General features: G+C 40.3%; 13 protein-coding genes. 4 read left to right on the top strand and 9 right to left on the bottom strand.

What is annotated here, in order from left to right; genetic code table 11:
• Positions 1 to 279: 279 nt before the first annotated feature.
• The 3 genes from elbB (at position 280) to GQR46_RS05900 (ending at position 4,278) form a co-directional block, all read left to right on the top strand.
• Positions 280 to 927, top strand: a complete 648-nt coding sequence (gene elbB, locus GQR46_RS05890; protein ID WP_007582090.1) for an isoprenoid biosynthesis glyoxalase ElbB — start codon at positions 280 to 282, stop codon at positions 925 to 927.
• 226 nt (positions 928 to 1,153) lie between these two features.
• Complete coding sequence (locus GQR46_RS05895) at positions 1,154 to 1,549, top strand: cytochrome c5 family protein (protein ID WP_007582093.1); 396 nt, start codon at positions 1,154 to 1,156, stop codon at positions 1,547 to 1,549.
• Between the two features lie 164 nt (positions 1,550 to 1,713).
• Positions 1,714 to 4,278, top strand: a complete 2,565-nt coding sequence (locus GQR46_RS05900) for a diguanylate cyclase (RefSeq protein ID WP_165740385.1) — start codon at positions 1,714 to 1,716, stop codon at positions 4,276 to 4,278.
• Between the two features lie 15 nt (positions 4,279 to 4,293).
• On the opposite strand, the gene rep is transcribed toward GQR46_RS05900, so the two are convergent.
• Positions 4,294 to 6,312, bottom strand: coding sequence for a DNA helicase Rep (rep, locus tag GQR46_RS05905; RefSeq protein WP_024605304.1), 2,019 nt, complete (start codon positions 6,310 to 6,312; stop codon positions 4,294 to 4,296).
• Positions 6,313 to 6,474: 162 nt separating this feature from the next.
• On the opposite strand from rep, the gene GQR46_RS05910 reads away from it, so the two are divergent.
• The gene (locus tag GQR46_RS05910) at positions 6,475 to 6,738 is read left to right on the top strand and encodes an accessory factor UbiK family protein (RefSeq protein WP_007582099.1); all 264 of its coding nucleotides are present in this window, start codon (positions 6,475 to 6,477) and stop codon (positions 6,736 to 6,738) included.
• Between the two features lie 217 nt (positions 6,739 to 6,955).
• Here GQR46_RS05910 and GQR46_RS05915 read toward each other — a convergent pair whose 3' ends face one another.
• The 8 genes from GQR46_RS05915 to ilvG all read right to left on the bottom strand — a co-directional run bounded on the left by GQR46_RS05915 (position 6,956) and on the right by ilvG (position 16,074).
• The gene (locus tag GQR46_RS05915; protein ID WP_165728091.1) at positions 6,956 to 7,600 is read right to left on the bottom strand and encodes an NAD(P)H-binding protein; all 645 of its coding nucleotides are present in this window, start codon (positions 7,598 to 7,600) and stop codon (positions 6,956 to 6,958) included.
• Between the two features lie 4 nt (positions 7,601 to 7,604).
• The gene (gene can, locus GQR46_RS05920; RefSeq protein WP_007582103.1) at positions 7,605 to 8,267 is read right to left on the bottom strand and encodes a carbonate dehydratase; all 663 of its coding nucleotides are present in this window, start codon (positions 8,265 to 8,267) and stop codon (positions 7,605 to 7,607) included.
• 30 nt (positions 8,268 to 8,297) lie between these two features.
• Positions 8,298 to 9,473 carry a methyltransferase gene (locus tag GQR46_RS05925; protein ID WP_165740387.1) on the bottom strand — a complete coding sequence of 392 codons (1,176 nt, stop codon included), beginning with the start codon at positions 9,471 to 9,473 and terminating at the stop codon, positions 8,298 to 8,300.
• A gap of 61 nt (positions 9,474 to 9,534) precedes the next feature.
• Positions 9,535 to 10,569: an ABC transporter substrate-binding protein gene (locus GQR46_RS05930; RefSeq protein ID WP_165740389.1), complete on the bottom strand. Its 1,035-nt coding sequence runs from the start codon at positions 10,567 to 10,569 to the stop codon at positions 9,535 to 9,537.
• A 97-nt stretch (positions 10,570 to 10,666) separates the two neighbouring features.
• Positions 10,667 to 12,220, bottom strand: coding sequence for a threonine ammonia-lyase, biosynthetic (gene ilvA / locus GQR46_RS05935; RefSeq protein WP_165740391.1), 1,554 nt, complete (start codon positions 12,218 to 12,220; stop codon positions 10,667 to 10,669).
• 2 nt (positions 12,221 to 12,222) lie between these two features.
• On the bottom strand, positions 12,223 to 14,079 hold the full coding sequence (ilvD, locus tag GQR46_RS05940; RefSeq protein ID WP_010553830.1) for a dihydroxy-acid dehydratase: 1,857 nt from the start codon (positions 14,077 to 14,079) through the stop codon (positions 12,223 to 12,225).
• A gap of 103 nt (positions 14,080 to 14,182) precedes the next feature.
• Entirely contained in the window at positions 14,183 to 14,428 is a 246-nt protein-coding gene (gene ilvM, locus GQR46_RS05945) for an acetolactate synthase 2 small subunit (protein WP_165728087.1), read from the bottom strand.
• A complete protein-coding gene (gene ilvG / locus GQR46_RS05950) occupies positions 14,425 to 16,074 on the bottom strand; it encodes an acetolactate synthase 2 catalytic subunit (RefSeq protein WP_165728086.1) in 1,650 nt (549 codons plus the stop codon). The genes ilvM and ilvG overlap by 4 nt, the downstream gene beginning before the upstream one ends.
• Positions 16,075 to 16,184 lie beyond the last annotated feature (110 nt).

Genomic DNA, 16,184 nt, shown 5'->3' on the forward strand with positions numbered 1-16,184 from the left:
ATGTGGAAAAAGGTTTTCTAACGACTGCTTGTGTTGTTATTCACTTTGATTATTCGCGTCCATTTAAATAACCGGAGGAGTATTCTAGCACAATGGATCGAAGATCATAGCGATCCTTTATAATTTTTTTAAAGGCAAAGTGATCGCAAATGGCATAAACCGCAATACAACTTGCATAGAGAATGATTTTTGTACTAAAAATTTATTTTCGCGAGAAATTTTGAGCATGTTAGACTTCATCCGATCGACTTATAAAAAAGACTTTAGGGGCACAAAAGCATGAAAAACGTAGCGGTAATATTAGCAGGGTCTGGTGTGTACGATGGTAGTGAAATTAATGAAGCAATTTTAACTTTATTACATATAGCCAAAAATGGCGCAACGTATCAGTGTTTTGCACCGGATATTGAACAACTTCATACCATTAACCATTTAACGGGCGAAGTAATGCCTGATAAACGTAATGTATTAACAGAAGCGGCTCGTATTGCACGGGGTGACATTAAATCGCTGCTTGAATTAGACGTAACTCAGTTTGACGCATTAATTGTACCTGGCGGTTTTGGCGCTGCAAAAAACTTATGTGACTTTGCAATTAAAGGCGCAAAAGCAAATATTAATGAAGACGTACTTAATGCTTGTAAATCATTTGCAAAAGAAAATAAGCCTGCTGGTTATATGTGTATTGCACCCGCTTTGATCCCATTTATTTACGATAACGCTGTACTTACGATTGGTAACGATGCAGAGACAGCACAAGCGCTAAGCACATTAGGCGCTAAACATATAAATTGTGCAGTAGATGATGTTGTTATTGATCAGCCAAATAAGCTAGTTACAACCCCAGCTTATATGCTTGCGCAATCGATTATTGAAGCCGATGCAGGGATCGAAAAACTAGTTAGTAGCGTATTATCAATAAATTGATATTAGGATCTAAAAGTTAATTGTATGACTGTTTGCGCTTATTAAATTGCTTAACAAAAAACAGTAAATAATTAAATTTTATTGCGTTAACGCAAAAAGTAGTCAGTTTTATTAATAAAAATGCCTCTTAGCATTTTATAAATTGGCTCAGAGAGTTATAATCGGTTTAATTTCCGTCATCTTTAATCGTGATTGATCACGTTCAAATCGAAGTGAGCAAGGCAAAATGAAAAAATTAACAGCTGCAGCATTATTAATGCTAGCAACCACTGCATACGCACAGCCATATGATAACTCTATGACTGAAGATGCAATTAAAGCACGTCTCGCGCCGGTTGGTGCTGTATACCTTGAAGGCGATAAAGCTGCTGTAGCAGCGGCGCCTACAGGCCCTCGTTCTGGTGAGCAAGTGTATCAAGGTGCATGTTTTGCATGTCACGGTACTGGTGCACTAGGCGCGCCTAAATCGCCTGACGATTGGGCTCCACGTATAGCTAAAGGTAAAGACACTTTACTTGAGCATGCACTAAATGGCTTTAATGCGATGCCTCCAAAAGGCACCTGTATGGATTGTTCTGATGATGAGATAAGCGCTGCTATCGACTTCATGACATCTAAGTAAATACAGCTGAAATACACAAAAAAGGTTTACTTCGGTAAGCCTTTTTTAATACCTAAAATAGTGTTTCTAGCCAGTATGATAGTACGAATATCAACTTGACGATAAGCGCTAAAAGTGAAAGTATAAGGCTAATAACTATACAATAAAAATAGCCGGTTAGATCATTGGAAGATAAACTCTCAGTATCGAGTAAATTGGCGTATCAAAATAAACGTCTAAAAACATTACTCAATAAATACAAACAATCACATCACTTACAAAATGCGCTTATACAATTATCAGAGCAAGCAAGTACTGTTGCCGAGCTAACCCTACTTTATCCCGCTATCCACGACATTTTACAAAAATATGTGCCGAGTAAAAGTTTTTATGTGGTGCTATTAAATCAATACAGTCAATCGCTAGAACTTTCTTACTTTTCAGATGAAAAAGATGGTATTGCCGTCGCCCTTAACCAATCAAATAGCTTTGATGAAGGTGCCACTGGTTATGTATTTAAACAGGGTAAAACCACATGTTTTACCAAGCAGCAAATGCAAAATGCCGCAGCAGAAGGCTTATTTAAAGCATTAGGCACTCCAGCAGAGCATTGGGTAGGTGTACCGGTTTACCAAGAACATAATATTATCGGTGTTTTAGCAGCGCAAAGTTACGATACAAAACAAGGCTATAGCTCACAACAAATACAATTACTTGAGTTTATGTCGCTTTATTTAGCAACTGCAATAGAGCGTGTAAAAAAACGAGAGCTCCTTGAGTCAGAAGTTAAAATTCGTACCCGAGCACTCACTCAAAGTAACGACGCGTTAAACCTTGAAATAGAACAACGCAAACGCGCACTTCAACGCCAACAAATTCTATTTAAAATATCTGAAATAGCAACGCAAGCTAAAAACCTTGATGATGCTTACTTTAAGATACATGAAATAATAAAAACAATTACCTACGCAGAAAACTTATATATTGCACTTTACGATAAAGAGTCTGGCTGGATAAGCTTCCCTTATTGTGTAGATGAATTTAAAGAAAACACACAACCAAGACGCTTTGCTAAAGGTTATAGTGAACTGGTAATAAGCACTGAAGAAACGCAACTTATACACCCGTGTAGAGCAAAAGAATTAATAGAAAGCGGTGTAGTACAAAGAGCTAAGCCTGTACAAAAAGAGCAAATGGCCACTAGTTGGTTAGGCGCTCCACTTAAAACAGCTCAAGGTGTTATCGGCCTTATTGTTTGCCAAGCTTACGATAACAAACATATTTTCAGCCGGGATGATTGCGAGTTAATTACCTTTGTATCTCATCAAATTGCAGCGGTTTTACAAACAAAGCTCACCAATCAAGCGATTGCAAAAAGCCATCAAGAACTCGAATTTAGAGTAAACGAAAAAACCAAAGAACTGCGTCAAACAAATCTGCACTTACAAATGCAAATAGATGAGCGTAAAAAAATAGAGCAGCAGCTTTATCACGACGCACATCACGACTCTCTTACTAGCTTACCTAATCGCAGCCTCTTTTTAACTCAGCTTGAAAAAACACTACAACATTATCAGCGCTTTCCTGAACATAATTTTGCTGTTTTATTTATTGATTTAGATAAGTTTAAAGACATTAACGACCAACTTGGTCACCATGCTGGCGATCAGTTTTTAATTAACGTTAGTGAGTTATTTGCCCAGTGTATACGCGAACATGATTTACTAGCACGCTTAGGTGGCGATGAGTTTGTTATTTTATTAACGCACTTAACTGAGCCTCAACAAGCAGAAGATGTCGCTAATCGTATTATCGATTTAATGAAAAAGCCTTTTTTCCTTAAAGGCGAATCACTTCAAAGTGGTGCTAGTATAGGAATAACCTACTCAAAGAAAAGCTATACGCATACGGATGAAATTATTCGTGATGCCGATGCTGCAATGTATCACGCTAAAAACTCCGGAAAAAATCGCTACGAGCTATTTCATCCGCTATTAACGCAATCAATACCTGCACAGGCACTAAAAGCACAACATCACCTTGATATATTACCTATGAGTTTTAGAAGCTCAGAAATAATTACTCTTGATGAGCAACATCAGTCTGAATCTTTATTTGAAGCATTTGGTGAACACCCAATACTTGGCTTTACTAGCTTTGATATTTTGAAAAAGTTTGCATCAGATAAAGAACAGCACCTCGAGATAGAGTTACAGTTATTACAACGCGCTTATGTACAAGCAATTACAGCAAATGTAACTATGGCGCTGGTTCCTTGCTCTGGTTTACTACTCGAGGAGCACGAATTTGTTTTATTTACAGATACGCTAAATAAACAACAAGGACATAGCCAGCTCTGTTTGCTATTTGATGAGCAAGAAATTCGTCACGCAAGCGCAACACAAATAGAAAACCTCAAAAAGCTATCACAACTTGGTTATTCAATTGGTTTAAACAATTTCGCTAAAGATCGATGCGAACTTAATTTACTAACCGATATTAATTTTGACTATCTGCTACTTAGCTCGACCTTTAGTAAACGTGTTTTACAACAAGAAAGTTACGATTTTCAGCTACAAGGGGTGCTAGCAATTACGAAGCTCAAAGCAATGAAAGTCATTGCTAAAGGCCCATCAATACTTAATTTTAGAGCCTTACTAGACAAGCACGGTTTGGCATTTTTTGTGGGAAAACAACACGCTCTAGTGTGTTCTGAGTTACCTGAAATACAAGCAACCCAGTCTTTATAAAATTAGCCTGAGGTATTACTCAGGCTTTTTAAACATTGCACGAAGGTTAGCGACTCTTGCTTGGCCTTTTTCCATTCGCTCTGCTTGCGTATTTGGCGCCTTTTTATTTTCAAACGCGAGATCGTCCTGCGGTAACTCTTGTACAAATCGGCTTAACTCAGTTTGTGAGGTTTCACCAAATTGACGACGTATTTTTGCATAAGTAAGTGTTAACTCCTGCTGTGCACGAGTAATACCAACATAAGCTAAGCGGCGTTCTTCATCTACGTTATCTTCATCAATACTTACCTGATGCGGAAGTAAGCCCTCCTCCATACCTACCATAAATACGTACGGATACTCTAAGCCCTTAGATGCATGCAGTGTTGATAAGTGCACTGCATCGGTTTCATCTTCTTCTTCGTTACGCTCAAGCATGTCGCGAAGGGTTAGCTTGCTAACAACCTCAGCCAATGTCATTGGTTCGTTGTCGGCATCACCGGTCAACATATCGGTGATCCAACGATACAGCTCAGATACGTTTTTCATACGCATTTCAGCGGCTTTAGCACTCGGTGACGACTCGTACAAATATGCCTCATAATTAATATTACGCACTAAGTCTTTAACAGCTTCGAGCGTATCACCGCGTACTGCGTTATCGGATAGCTCAACAACCCAGCGTGCAAACCCAGCAAGCGCATTAAAACCACGCCCTTTTAGTCTGTAGCCTAAATCGTTATCAAAACAGGTAGCAAATAAGCTCGCGTGTTTTTCGTTAGCAAGCGTACCAAGCTTTTCAAGTGTAACCGTGCCTATTTCGCGTCGCGGTGTATTTACGATACGTAAAAATGCATTGTCATCATCTTGATTAACTAGCAAACGTAAATACGCCATAATATCTTTAATTTCTGAGCGAGCGAAAAACGACATACCGCCGCTAATTTTATAGGGGATACGGTTACTCATTAAAGATTTTTCAAAGCCACGTGCTTGATGATTACCACGATATAAAATCGCGTAATCTTTATAGCTGGTACGCTTCATAAACTTATGTGAAATTATTTCAGCAACCACACGCTCAGATTCATGCTCTTCATCGCGGCACCCTATTACTTTAATCGGCTCACCATAACCTAGTTCACTAAATAACTTTTTCTCTATGTCATGTGGGTTATTCGCAATTAAAATGTTAGCCGCTTTTAGTATTCGCCCTGCACTTCGATAGTTTTGCTCAAGCTTTATAAGTCTAAGCCCTGGGTAGTCTTTACCTAATAACACTAAGTTTTGCGGGCGAGCACCACGCCATGAGTAAATTGATTGATCGTCATCACCTACCACAGTAAAACGGGCACGCTCGCCTACTAGCAATTTAACAAGTTGATATTGGCTTGTATTGGTATCTTGATACTCATCCACCAGCAAGTATTTAAAGCGTTGCTGCCAGCGCTCACGAGATGTGGCGTTATTAGTAAGTAACAAAGTAGGGATCATAATTAAATCATCAAAATCCAGTGCGTTATAAGCACGTAGCTGATTTTGATAGCGAGCATACAGCTGTGCAAACAATGCCTTTTGCGCATCACGCGCTTCGCGTATTGCTTGCTCTGGCAGTACTAATTCGTTTTTCCAACTACCAATTTCCATTTTAAGTAGTTTGAGTAAGTCCTTGTCTTTTTTTAGCTCATCTTCGGTGAGTTCACTAAGAAGCTGATTGGTATCTTGATCATCAAATAGCGAAAAACCGGGTTTAAACCCTAATGTGCTTAACTCTTTTTTTATTATTTCTAAACCGAGTGTATGAAACGTTGATACCCATAAACCTTTAGCGTCTTGCTTTCCGAGCGTTTGCAGTACTCGTTCACGCATTTCTTTGGCTGCTTTATTGGTAAAAGTAACAGCGGCTATATTTCGCGCTTTGTACTCACATTTTTTCACTAAATAAGCGATTTTATTCGTAATAACACGGGTTTTACCAGAGCCTGCGCCTGCGAGTACTAAGCATGGACCACTAATATATTTTACGGCTTCATCTTGTTTAGGATTGAGTTTCATAACGACCAAAGAAATTTAAAAGACGCGCAATTTTAACGTAACCATTACTGCGAGCATAGCAATTGCCTTAATTAATTAAGGTAAAGATGATCATGTGTTAAATACCGTGGGTATAAGGTAATATTAGTTATTATTATTTTAGGCCGCATCGAAGGGACAAATATGATCAACCCAGCAAAACTTGAAGAAATTGCTAAGCAAATTACTAGCAATATGCCACAAGGTGTAAAAAACCTAGCAGAGACACTCGAAGGTAAAACAAAGCAAGTTTTACAAAACAAGCTTGCTGAGATGGATTTTGTGAGCCGTGAAGAATTTGATGTGCAAAGCCAAGTACTTATTCGTACTCGCGAAAAACTAACCGAACTTGAAGCTAAAGTTGCATTGCTTGAGCAACAACTTAGCACTAAAACTGACGCTGAATAATTATACCAATTGCATTAAATTAGTGTTCTATTATAGCGATAAGAAAATAGCTCAATAACAAGGCTAAAGTTATGGTACATAGTTGTTCTATATAAATAATTTTTAACGTAGTTAGTGAGTTATTTAATACGCTAGAATGAGCATTTTTTTAATAAAATTGGTATTAATTTAATGTACAAAAAAGGCAGCTTAGGCTGCCTTTTGCGTTTTACCAAGTTTATTCAAATAGCTCATCTAGCACATAATAAAATAACTTAGCCTGCTGCGCTAAACTCACACTCAGCATTTTTTGCGCAACTTGCTCACCTGTTATTGGTTTGTAACGCTTTAAAAACGGGAGCCGTGTAATAACAGGAAAAATAATACTACCTATCTTTTCTGCCACTCTAAATTGCTCACGATCACCTAATAATAAAGACGGTTGTAAAATACTTATTTTATCAAAAGGGAGTGCTTTAATATGTTGCTCAAGCTCACCCTTCATTTTCAAATAAGCACTATTACTGTGCGTGTTCGCCCCGCTTGATGACACTAAGCAGTAATGCGTAACACCATTACATGCCGCTAACTGCGCCGCTATAAACTGATAATCAAAATCTACTTTACGCTGAGCTTGTGTAGAGCCCGCCCGTTTACGGGTTGTGCCCAAACACGAAAACAATACGTCACCTTTAAAAAGCTCAACGTATTGAGTTAATTTTTCAAAATCAATAACGTGATTAACTAGCTTTGCGTGTGTAATAGGCAAAGCCCGACGACTTAACGTAACCACTTTGGTATAACGATCGCTCTTAAGTAGCTTATGTAGCAACTCATTACCGACCAAACCTGTAGCACCTATTAATATCGCCGTTTTAGTCATAAATTTATTTATTTTCGCCCACTTTATTAAGTACGTGCTGCACTGCTTTTTTGTAGCTTTGCGTTTCTTCACTCGCGCACGTTACTACAGATTCTAAATCATGAAGATGGCCGTTTTCTAAACCATAAACCCAACCATGAACGCTTAGCTCTTGGCCGCGCTCCCACGCATCTTGCACAATGTTAGTACGGCATACATTACGCACTTGCTCAATTACATTTAGCTCAATAAGGCGGCTTAAACGTTCGCTTTCTGGCATTGCATCAAGTTGTTCAAGATGCTTTTCTTTTACATCCCCTACATGGCGTAGCCAATTATCAATAAAGCCAAATTTTGCATTGTTTAAAACGGCTTGTACGCCACCACAGCCATAGTGACCTACTACCATGATATGTTTTACTTTTAAAACCTCTACAGCGTACTGCATAACCGACAAACAGTTATGGTCAGTGTGTACAACCACGTTTGCAACGTTACGATGCACAAATAATTCGCCTGGTAATAAATCAACTATTTGATTAGCAGGTACACGAGAGTCTGAACAACCAATCCATAAATACTCTGGATTTTGTTGCATAGATAAAATTTTAAAAAACTCAGGATCAGCTTCGCTTGTACGTGCAGCCCAACGTTTATTGTTATCGAATAAATTTTTTAACTTTCTCATTGCATCTCTTATTAAGTCGAGGACGGAAATTTAATGGATATTAGCAAGAATCAAAATATTACGAGGCGTTAACTGCTTTTCACAAAACGTTTTAACGCTTACTTGATAGCCTTGCTGTTGCAAATATAAAGCACGATCGAGCACAAGCCAAACTTCAATTGCTCTTCTGAACACATGTCGAACCAGTTCAACTCGGTCAGTTATTTTTTTTCGAGCAACACCAATATCTAAATATTTATTATAATCAGTACCTTGAGGTAGGTTTATTGCCTTTTTATCTGCAGCCCATACACAAAATGATTTAAACGAATCTGAGAATATAGCTTTGTTAACCGAAGGTACGCTTACATAATATTGCTCGCCAGTAATCGATTTTCTAAGTGCGTCAAAACCAAGCCGCCATTCTAGTTCTGTTTTACGTACTTTTTCCAGACGAGAAGGCGCTGTAACGGTTTCTTGTAATGCGAGCTTTAAATCGCGATGCGTTAGGTTAAGCTCACTTTTATTTGCAACCTCACTCATTACACGGTACTCATTAGCCGTAAATAAATGATAGCAACAAGGTGAAAAGCTAATTTGCTGTACTTTCGCTAAACTTGCTTGACGCATAAATGCTTGGTGCAAACCACCACATGCGTGTAGCGCTACGGCATGCATATCAGCATTAAAAAATTGAGTGATATCCTCTTTTAATACATCTGCTTGGCTAAAGTGCATTGCCAAGCCTTGTTGCTGTGCACTTTTTTGTCCTTGCTCGCATAAGCTTTGTTGCAGTTCAATACTATGCACATCACTTGCGCCATTAAAAGCAAGCATTCGCCCTAAGTGTCCTTTACCCGCACACCACTCTAAAACTGGTTGCTTAGTATTAGGTAGTGCAGATACAAAATCTTGTAACTGATCAAACTTACGACCTTTAATGCCGTTACTTATCCAAAACGGATAATCAGCTCGAGAGTGTGCAGAGCTAGGTAAGTCACATAGCTTAGCAAGTTCATCAAGTTGGTTTATGTGTTGGCTAAAAAATTGGTATAGCTGATTTTGATCGTTATCAAGAACGGTTACCTGATCATCAGTTAGTTCGTTAAGTATGCCTTGCAGCTCTGGCCAAGGAATAGTGTCAAAATCAAATGCGGTGCACTGCCAATACTGACGATGGCGCATTAAAAGTGAATCAAGTGCAAAAAATTGCTCGGCTAAAGTCATAACAGCTTAAAAAATAAAAAGACAATTAATTATATCAGCTCAGTGAGCTCTCATTAAGCAGTTATTTTTGCCTAAAAATCAGCCGTAAATACAAAGGTATTGAAATAATACTCACCAAAATAGCTGCTATAAGCATCCATGATAATTGCATCTTTTCAGGCTCTTGGTATTTATAAATAAAGTGAGATTTCACTTCGTCAAATTCGTTTTGCTGTATGCCATATAAGTCAGCTATTAAGCGCCACTTTGCTATCGACATATGCCCTAAACTGGTAGTGGGTGGGGTTATATAACTTTTTAGTACTTCAGCCTCAAAGGCGAGCTGATGAAAGCTCTTACTCGGTGCATAGTTTTGCTGGGTGACTGCAATGGCTTCATCCATATTCATCATTGCATAGCGCCAACCTTTTAGGCTCGCTTGGTAGAATTTTTCGACCGTTTGTGGATTTTGCTTAAGCATGTTTTCGCTGGTAAATAAAATGTCGCTATATACATCCATACCATAACGCTGTGGGCAAACAAGCCGATGAGCTACGCCTTGTTGAGTCATATAATAAGGCTCTGTAGTAACATAAACTTGCATAGCATCTAGCTTGTTTTCAATCCAAGCCTGGTTAAAATTTCCGCCATTGTAAACTTTGAGTTTATCTACATCAACGCCACTGCGTTTAAGCATAATAAGTAGCTCGGTGCCGTCATTTTTGCTCACAGCAGTGATACGTTTATTAACAAAGTCACGAGGGTGAAAAATATCAGACGTGTCTTTTACCATCCAGCAATAAGGTGAAAACTGCAATAAGGCTGCCATTGCAACAAAAGGCTGACCATTAATACGTTGCTGTAAAATACCAGAATGCCCTACACCAAATTGTGCTTCGCCACTGGCCACAGGACCAAAGGTATCAGGTTTCATTGGATTAGCTTGTTTAATAGTTACATCAAGGCCCGCTTCATTATAAAAGCCTTTTTGCTTAGCCATATAGTAGCCAGCAAACTGAAACTGATGTGTCCATTTTAGCTGTAATGTGACTGATTCTTGCGCCGCGATATGGCTGCAAAAAAAGCACAATCCAATGATTAATCCTTTAAATAGCAAATAGGTGTCCTCAAAAAGTATGACGATTACCTGTAACTATATGTAAAACGTGTAATAAAGCAAGCACCCTAGTTAGGTGCCAGCCTTTAAAGAAGGATTATACTGAGGCGAGTTTTTCGGCTTTTTCTGCTTGCGGTTTTGATGTTAAAAATTGGGTAAAACACGGGTTTTGTGTTTCATCTTGTACACTGTAACCTAAGCGATTCAAATGCTCGTTAAACATCTCATACTGACTCGGCTCAATTGCAAAACCTGCCAGTACATTCCCCATCGAACCACCGTGATTACGATAATGAAACAAGGTAATGTTCCAATTGCTGCCTAAAGTATCTAAAAAGCGTGCAAGCGCACCCGGATACTCAGGAAATTCAAAACGCAATAAACGTTCATGTAATTGCTCTGGTGCTTTTCCGCCAACCATATAACGCACATGTAATTTAGCGAGTTCGTTATCCGACAAATCGCAAAATTGATAATCGTTATTTGTTAAGTCTTGCTTTAACTCATTAAGCTCTTGCTCGCCTTGGCGCAGGGCAATACCCACAAATATTTGTGCTTCACCGGGTCCTGCATAACGGTAGTTAAATTCAGTAATAGCACGGCCACCTAAAGAAGCACAAAACTGTTTAAAACTGCCTTTTTCTTCTTTAATAGTAACGGCTAATAGCGCTTCGTTTTTTTCACCCAGCGCAGTGCGCTCTGCAACATAACGCAGGCGATCAAAGTTTAAATTAGCACCCGAAAGCACAGCCGCTAAATGTAGTCCTTTTAACCCCGACTGCTGACTCCACTTTTTAAGCCCAGCCGTTGCAAGTGCACCTGATGGCTCTGCAATTGCACGCGTAGATACAAAAATATCCTGCATGGCTGCACATATTTCATCGCTAGTAACGGTTACAACTTCATCGCAAAACTTTTGCGCTAAACGAAATGTTTCAGTGCCAATAATTTTAACCGCTACGCCATCGGCAAAACTACCAACGCGATCAAGCTCTACTGGCTTACCAGCTTCAAGTGCTGCTTGTAAACACGCACTTTCGTCGGCTTCTACGCCAATTACTTTTATATCTGGACGCAACGATTTAATGTAAACCGCCATACCAGCAAGTAAACCGCCGCCGCCAACAGGAATAAACACAGCATCAAGCTCGTTTAATTGCTGCATTAACTCGCGTGCTACAGTGCCTTGACCAACAATGACATCCGGATCGTCAAATGGCGGGACAAATATACCGTTACGCTGATCTGTAAGCTCAAGCGCATAGGCTTTTGCTGCATCAAAATGATGGCCATGTAATACAACTTCACCGCCAAGTGCGCGCACTGCGCTGACTTTTATTTCAGGCGTTGTTACTGGCATTACAATAGTTGCTTGATGCCCAAGGTGAGATGCACTTAATGCAACCCCTTGAGCATGATTACCCGCAGAAGCAGTAATAACCACTGAGCCTTTAGGTAATTTATTTAATTTGTTATACGCACCGCGTAACTTAAATGAATACACGGGCTGTTGGTCTTCACGCTTTAACCAAACATGGTTACCTAGCTTTTTACTGAGTTCAGCCATTTCGCTAACCTCAGTAACTTTAGCCAAAGGCTCCATGTTTGCTTGAATAATAGCGCGAAAATAATCGAGCTCTTGAGAGACCATAATTAACTAAGCGCCTCCAATTTAGCTAAGTCGCGCACAGCGCCTTTATCAGCACTTGTTGCAAGTAATGCATAAGCCTTTAAAGCAGACGAGACATAGCGCTCACGATCAACTGGCTTGTACGCCATTTTTCCGCGTGCTAATTGCTTTTGTTTACGTGCCTCAAGTTCTTCATCGCTTAGCGCTAATGTGATTTCACGTGTTGCGATATCAATAATGATTTTGTCGCCATTTTCAACATAAGCGATTGCACCACCACTCGCCGCTTCTGGCGATACATGGCCAATTGATAAACCCGAAGTACCACCCGAAAAGCGACCATCAGTAATAAGTGCGCATTTTTCAGCTAAGCCTTTCGATTTTAAGTAGCTTGTTGGGTATAGCATTTCTTGCATACCTGGGCCGCCTCTAGGGCCTTCGTAACGAATAACAACAACATCGCCGGCTTTTACTTCGTTATTTAAAATCCCTTCTACTGAATCATCTTGTGATTCGTATACAATGGCGGTGCCTTCAAAATGTAGCATTTCATCAACTACGCCAGCACTTTTTACAACACAGCCATCAACCGCTAGATTACCCGAAAGCACAGCTAAACCACCGTCTTGGCGAAAAGCATGTTCAACGCTTCGAATACACCCATTCACGCGGTCATTATCGCCTTCATCCCAACGACACTCTTGGCTCATTGCTTTAGTAGTACGAATGCCCGCAGGACCCGCACGGTAAAATTTGCGCGCAACTTCGTTAGTTGGGTCGGTTGCATCCCATTTTTTAACAAGCTCAGCCATTGTTGACCCAGCTACATGATTAACCGACATGTCAACTAAGCCCGCTTTACCAAGCTCGCGTACAACAGCCATCATGCCACCTGCACGGTGGACATCTTCAATATGGTACTCTGGTGTTGCTGGTGCAACTTTACATAAAAACGGTGTTTTACGAGAAAGCGCATCAATGTGCGACATATCAAAATCAACGCCGGCCTCTTGCGCTGCTGCGAGTAAATGTAATACGGTATTTGACGAGCCGCCCATTGCAATATCAACAACCATTGCATTCATAAAGGCTGTTTTATTGGCAATTGCGCGTGGCAATACATCTTGATTATCTTTTTGATAATACTCACGACATAAATCAACAATACGAGCCCCTGCTTCAACATACAGTTGTTTACGGTCTTTATGGGTAGCAAGCGTGGTACCGTTACCCGGCAGTGCCAAACCTATAGCCTCTAACAAACAGTTCATTGAGTTTGCAGTAAACATGCCTGAGCACGAACCACATGTAGGACACGCAGAGCGCTCTACTTGCTCTGAATCTGCATCACTTACCGATTCATCTGCGCCTTTAACCATGGCATCAACTAAATCAAGTTTAATGTCGATGTTAGCAAGTTTAGTTTTACCCGCCTCCATTGGACCGCCCGATACAAATATCACCGGTATATTTAAACGTAGCGCTGCCAGCATCATCCCTGGGGTGATTTTGTCGCAGTTTGAAATACAGATCATCGCATCGGCGCAGTGTCCATTTACCATGTATTCAACCGAGTCAGCAATTAAATCGCGTGAAGGCAATGAATAAAGCATACCGCCGTGTCCCATCGCAATGCCATCATCAATAGCAATGGTATTAAATTCTTTTGGAACGCCACCGGCTTGGGTTATTGTCTCACCCATAAGCTCACTAAGCTGATTAAGGTGTACATGCCCTGGTACAAATTGTGTAAACGAGTTAACTACGGCAATAATCGGTTTACCAAAATCAGAGTCTGTCATACCTGTTGCGCGCCATAATGCTCTTGCGCCTGCGCGTTTACGTCCTTCAGTTGTTGTTGCACTTCTTAATTTAGCCATAGTTACCTCAGTTTTTGCCGCAATATAAGCGGGCATTCCTCATTCTAAAATTGGTGAATAACCGAGTGACTCAGTTACTCGTAAATTATTTTGTAATTCGTAATTATACAGCCTGTTGGTGCTGTAAATTTTGTAAAGTGACTTCTTTTACATCCACCAGCTTGTTTAGCTGGCTGGTTAATAGATGAATAGGTTTATCACTATCTACCGTCATGGCTACGTTGTATAAGCCATCATCTATATTGAGCTGAAAATGCGTTAGGTTAAAACCACGATGACGCACCACTCGTAAAAAGCGTTCTACCGCTATACTTTGGCTTTTTAATGCAATAGTTAGGCTGTGTTTCATTTTGCTTTCTCCGTCATCATTTCGTCGTTAGCAGCCCCAGGTGGTACAAGTGGCCAAACATTTTCTTTATCATCAATACAAGCATGTACTATGTACGGGCCTTTGCTGTTAACTAATGCTGTAATAGCATCATCAACTTGGTTAGCGTGGGTAATTGTTTGCCCTGGAATACCAAATACAGCAGCTAGTTGCACAAAGTCTGGGTTGTCCGAAAGGTTAGTTTCAGAGTAACGTCCTTCAAAAAACAGTTCCTGCCATTGGCGAACCATACCCAAGCGCTGGTTATCTAAAATTAATATTTTTACTGGTAAATTGTTACGGCGAATCGTGGCAAGCTCTTGAATATTCATCATGATTGAGCCGTCGCCTGATACGGTAATTACAAAGTCATCAGGGCGTGCTACTTGTGCGCCAATAGCGGCCGGTAAACCAAAGCCCATTGTGCCTGCGCCACCACTACTTAAATGATTACTCGGGTGGCTAAATTTCATATGCTGCGCGACCCACATTTGGTGCTGGCCAACATCACAGCACACAACGCCAGTTTTTGGCATACGCTCACTAAGCTGACTAAGTAAATAAGGTGCATAAACCTTCTCACCTGGGTAGTCGTAACGCCACGCGTGCTTAATATTCATTTCTTTATTTGTGTCACACCAAGCTTTAGGTGTTACAAAACACTCAAGTGCTGGTAAAGAGGTTTTTAAATCAGCAATTAATGAAGCTTTAGCAGGTTTTCGCTTACCTACTTCAGCGGCATCTATATCTAAATGAATTACTTTAGCTTTAGCTGCAAATTTAGCTAAGTTACCCGTTACGCGGTCATCAAAGCGCGCCCCTATACATACAAGCACATCACATTCTTGCACAGCAATATTAGCCGCTTGAGTACCATGCATACCTAACATACCTAAGTAGTGTTCGTAATCAGGTAGTACACTGCCCAATGCTTTAAGTGTTGATACAGCCGGCATTTGCGTTTTATTTAAAAACTGCATTAACTCGTCTTGCGCGTCAGCGGCTTGTACACCACCGCCTACGTACGCTACAGGCTGCTTTGCTTCACTAAGTAATTGATTAGCAATAGCAACTTGATTTAAATCTAATTGTGGTAAGTATTCATCAGCTGCAAGCCAAGGCTTAAAAGGTACTTGCGCCATTTGAATATCTTTTGGGATATCGACAAGTACAGGACCTGGTCGGCCGCTTTGCGCTAAATGAATAGCTTCTTGTAATATCTCTGCTAAGTCTTCCGCTCGTTCTACCATGTAGCTGTGCTTAGTACACGAAAGCGACATACCTAGTACATCTATTTCTTGAAACGCATCTGAACCAATAGCTGCAGTAGGCACTTGGCCGGTGATCGCCAATAATGGTACTGAGTCCATCATCGCATCAGCAAGGGCAGTTATTAAGTTAGTTGCACCTGGGCCCGATGTTGCAAAACACACACCTAATTTACGCGTGCTGCGAGCATAACCAACAGCTGCAAACCCTGCACCTTGCTCATGACGAGTAAGGTAGTGTTTGACTGGCGCGCCATACAGCGCATCGTAAATTGGCATAATAGCTCCGCCTGGGTAGCCAAATACTTCATTTACGCCGTGTTTGGCCAATAAGTCGATTGTTAGTTCTGCGCCTGTCATTAATAAACCCTCATTCCTCAGTGACAACCCAATTACATTTTTACGCTAAAAACTTTGCCCTTAAAACTAAAAAGCCCTCCGAACGGTTAAGTGCGGAGGGCTTTTTTAAT

It is taken from the genome of Pseudoalteromonas sp. Z1A6, from assembly GCF_011378745.1.
GTDB lineage: Bacteria > Pseudomonadota > Gammaproteobacteria > Enterobacterales > Alteromonadaceae > Pseudoalteromonas > Pseudoalteromonas arctica.

Coding starts and splice junctions, on each gene's coding strand:
- GQR46_RS05895 (WP_007582093.1), top strand. CDS start 1,154: ATGAAAAAATTAACAGCTGCAGCATTATTAATGCTAGCAACCACTGCA.
- GQR46_RS05910 (WP_007582099.1), top strand. CDS start 6,475: ATGATCAACCCAGCAAAACTTGAAGAAATTGCTAAGCAAATTACTAGC.
- ilvA (WP_165740391.1), bottom strand. CDS start 12,220: ATGGTCTCTCAAGAGCTCGATTATTTTCGCGCTATTATTCAAGCAAAC.
- ilvM (WP_165728087.1), bottom strand. CDS start 14,428: ATGAAACACAGCCTAACTATTGCATTAAAAAGCCAAAGTATAGCGGTA.
- elbB (WP_007582090.1), top strand. CDS start 280: ATGAAAAACGTAGCGGTAATATTAGCAGGGTCTGGTGTGTACGATGGT.
- can (WP_007582103.1), bottom strand. CDS start 8,267: ATGAGAAAGTTAAAAAATTTATTCGATAACAATAAACGTTGGGCTGCA.
- GQR46_RS05925 (WP_165740387.1), bottom strand. CDS start 9,473: ATGACTTTAGCCGAGCAATTTTTTGCACTTGATTCACTTTTAATGCGC.
- ilvG (WP_165728086.1), bottom strand. CDS start 16,074: ATGACAGGCGCAGAACTAACAATCGACTTATTGGCCAAACACGGCGTA.
- GQR46_RS05915 (WP_165728091.1), bottom strand. CDS start 7,600: ATGACTAAAACGGCGATATTAATAGGTGCTACAGGTTTGGTCGGTAAT.
- ilvD (WP_010553830.1), bottom strand. CDS start 14,079: ATGGCTAAATTAAGAAGTGCAACAACAACTGAAGGACGTAAACGCGCA.
- rep (WP_024605304.1), bottom strand. CDS start 6,312: ATGAAACTCAATCCTAAACAAGATGAAGCCGTAAAATATATTAGTGGT.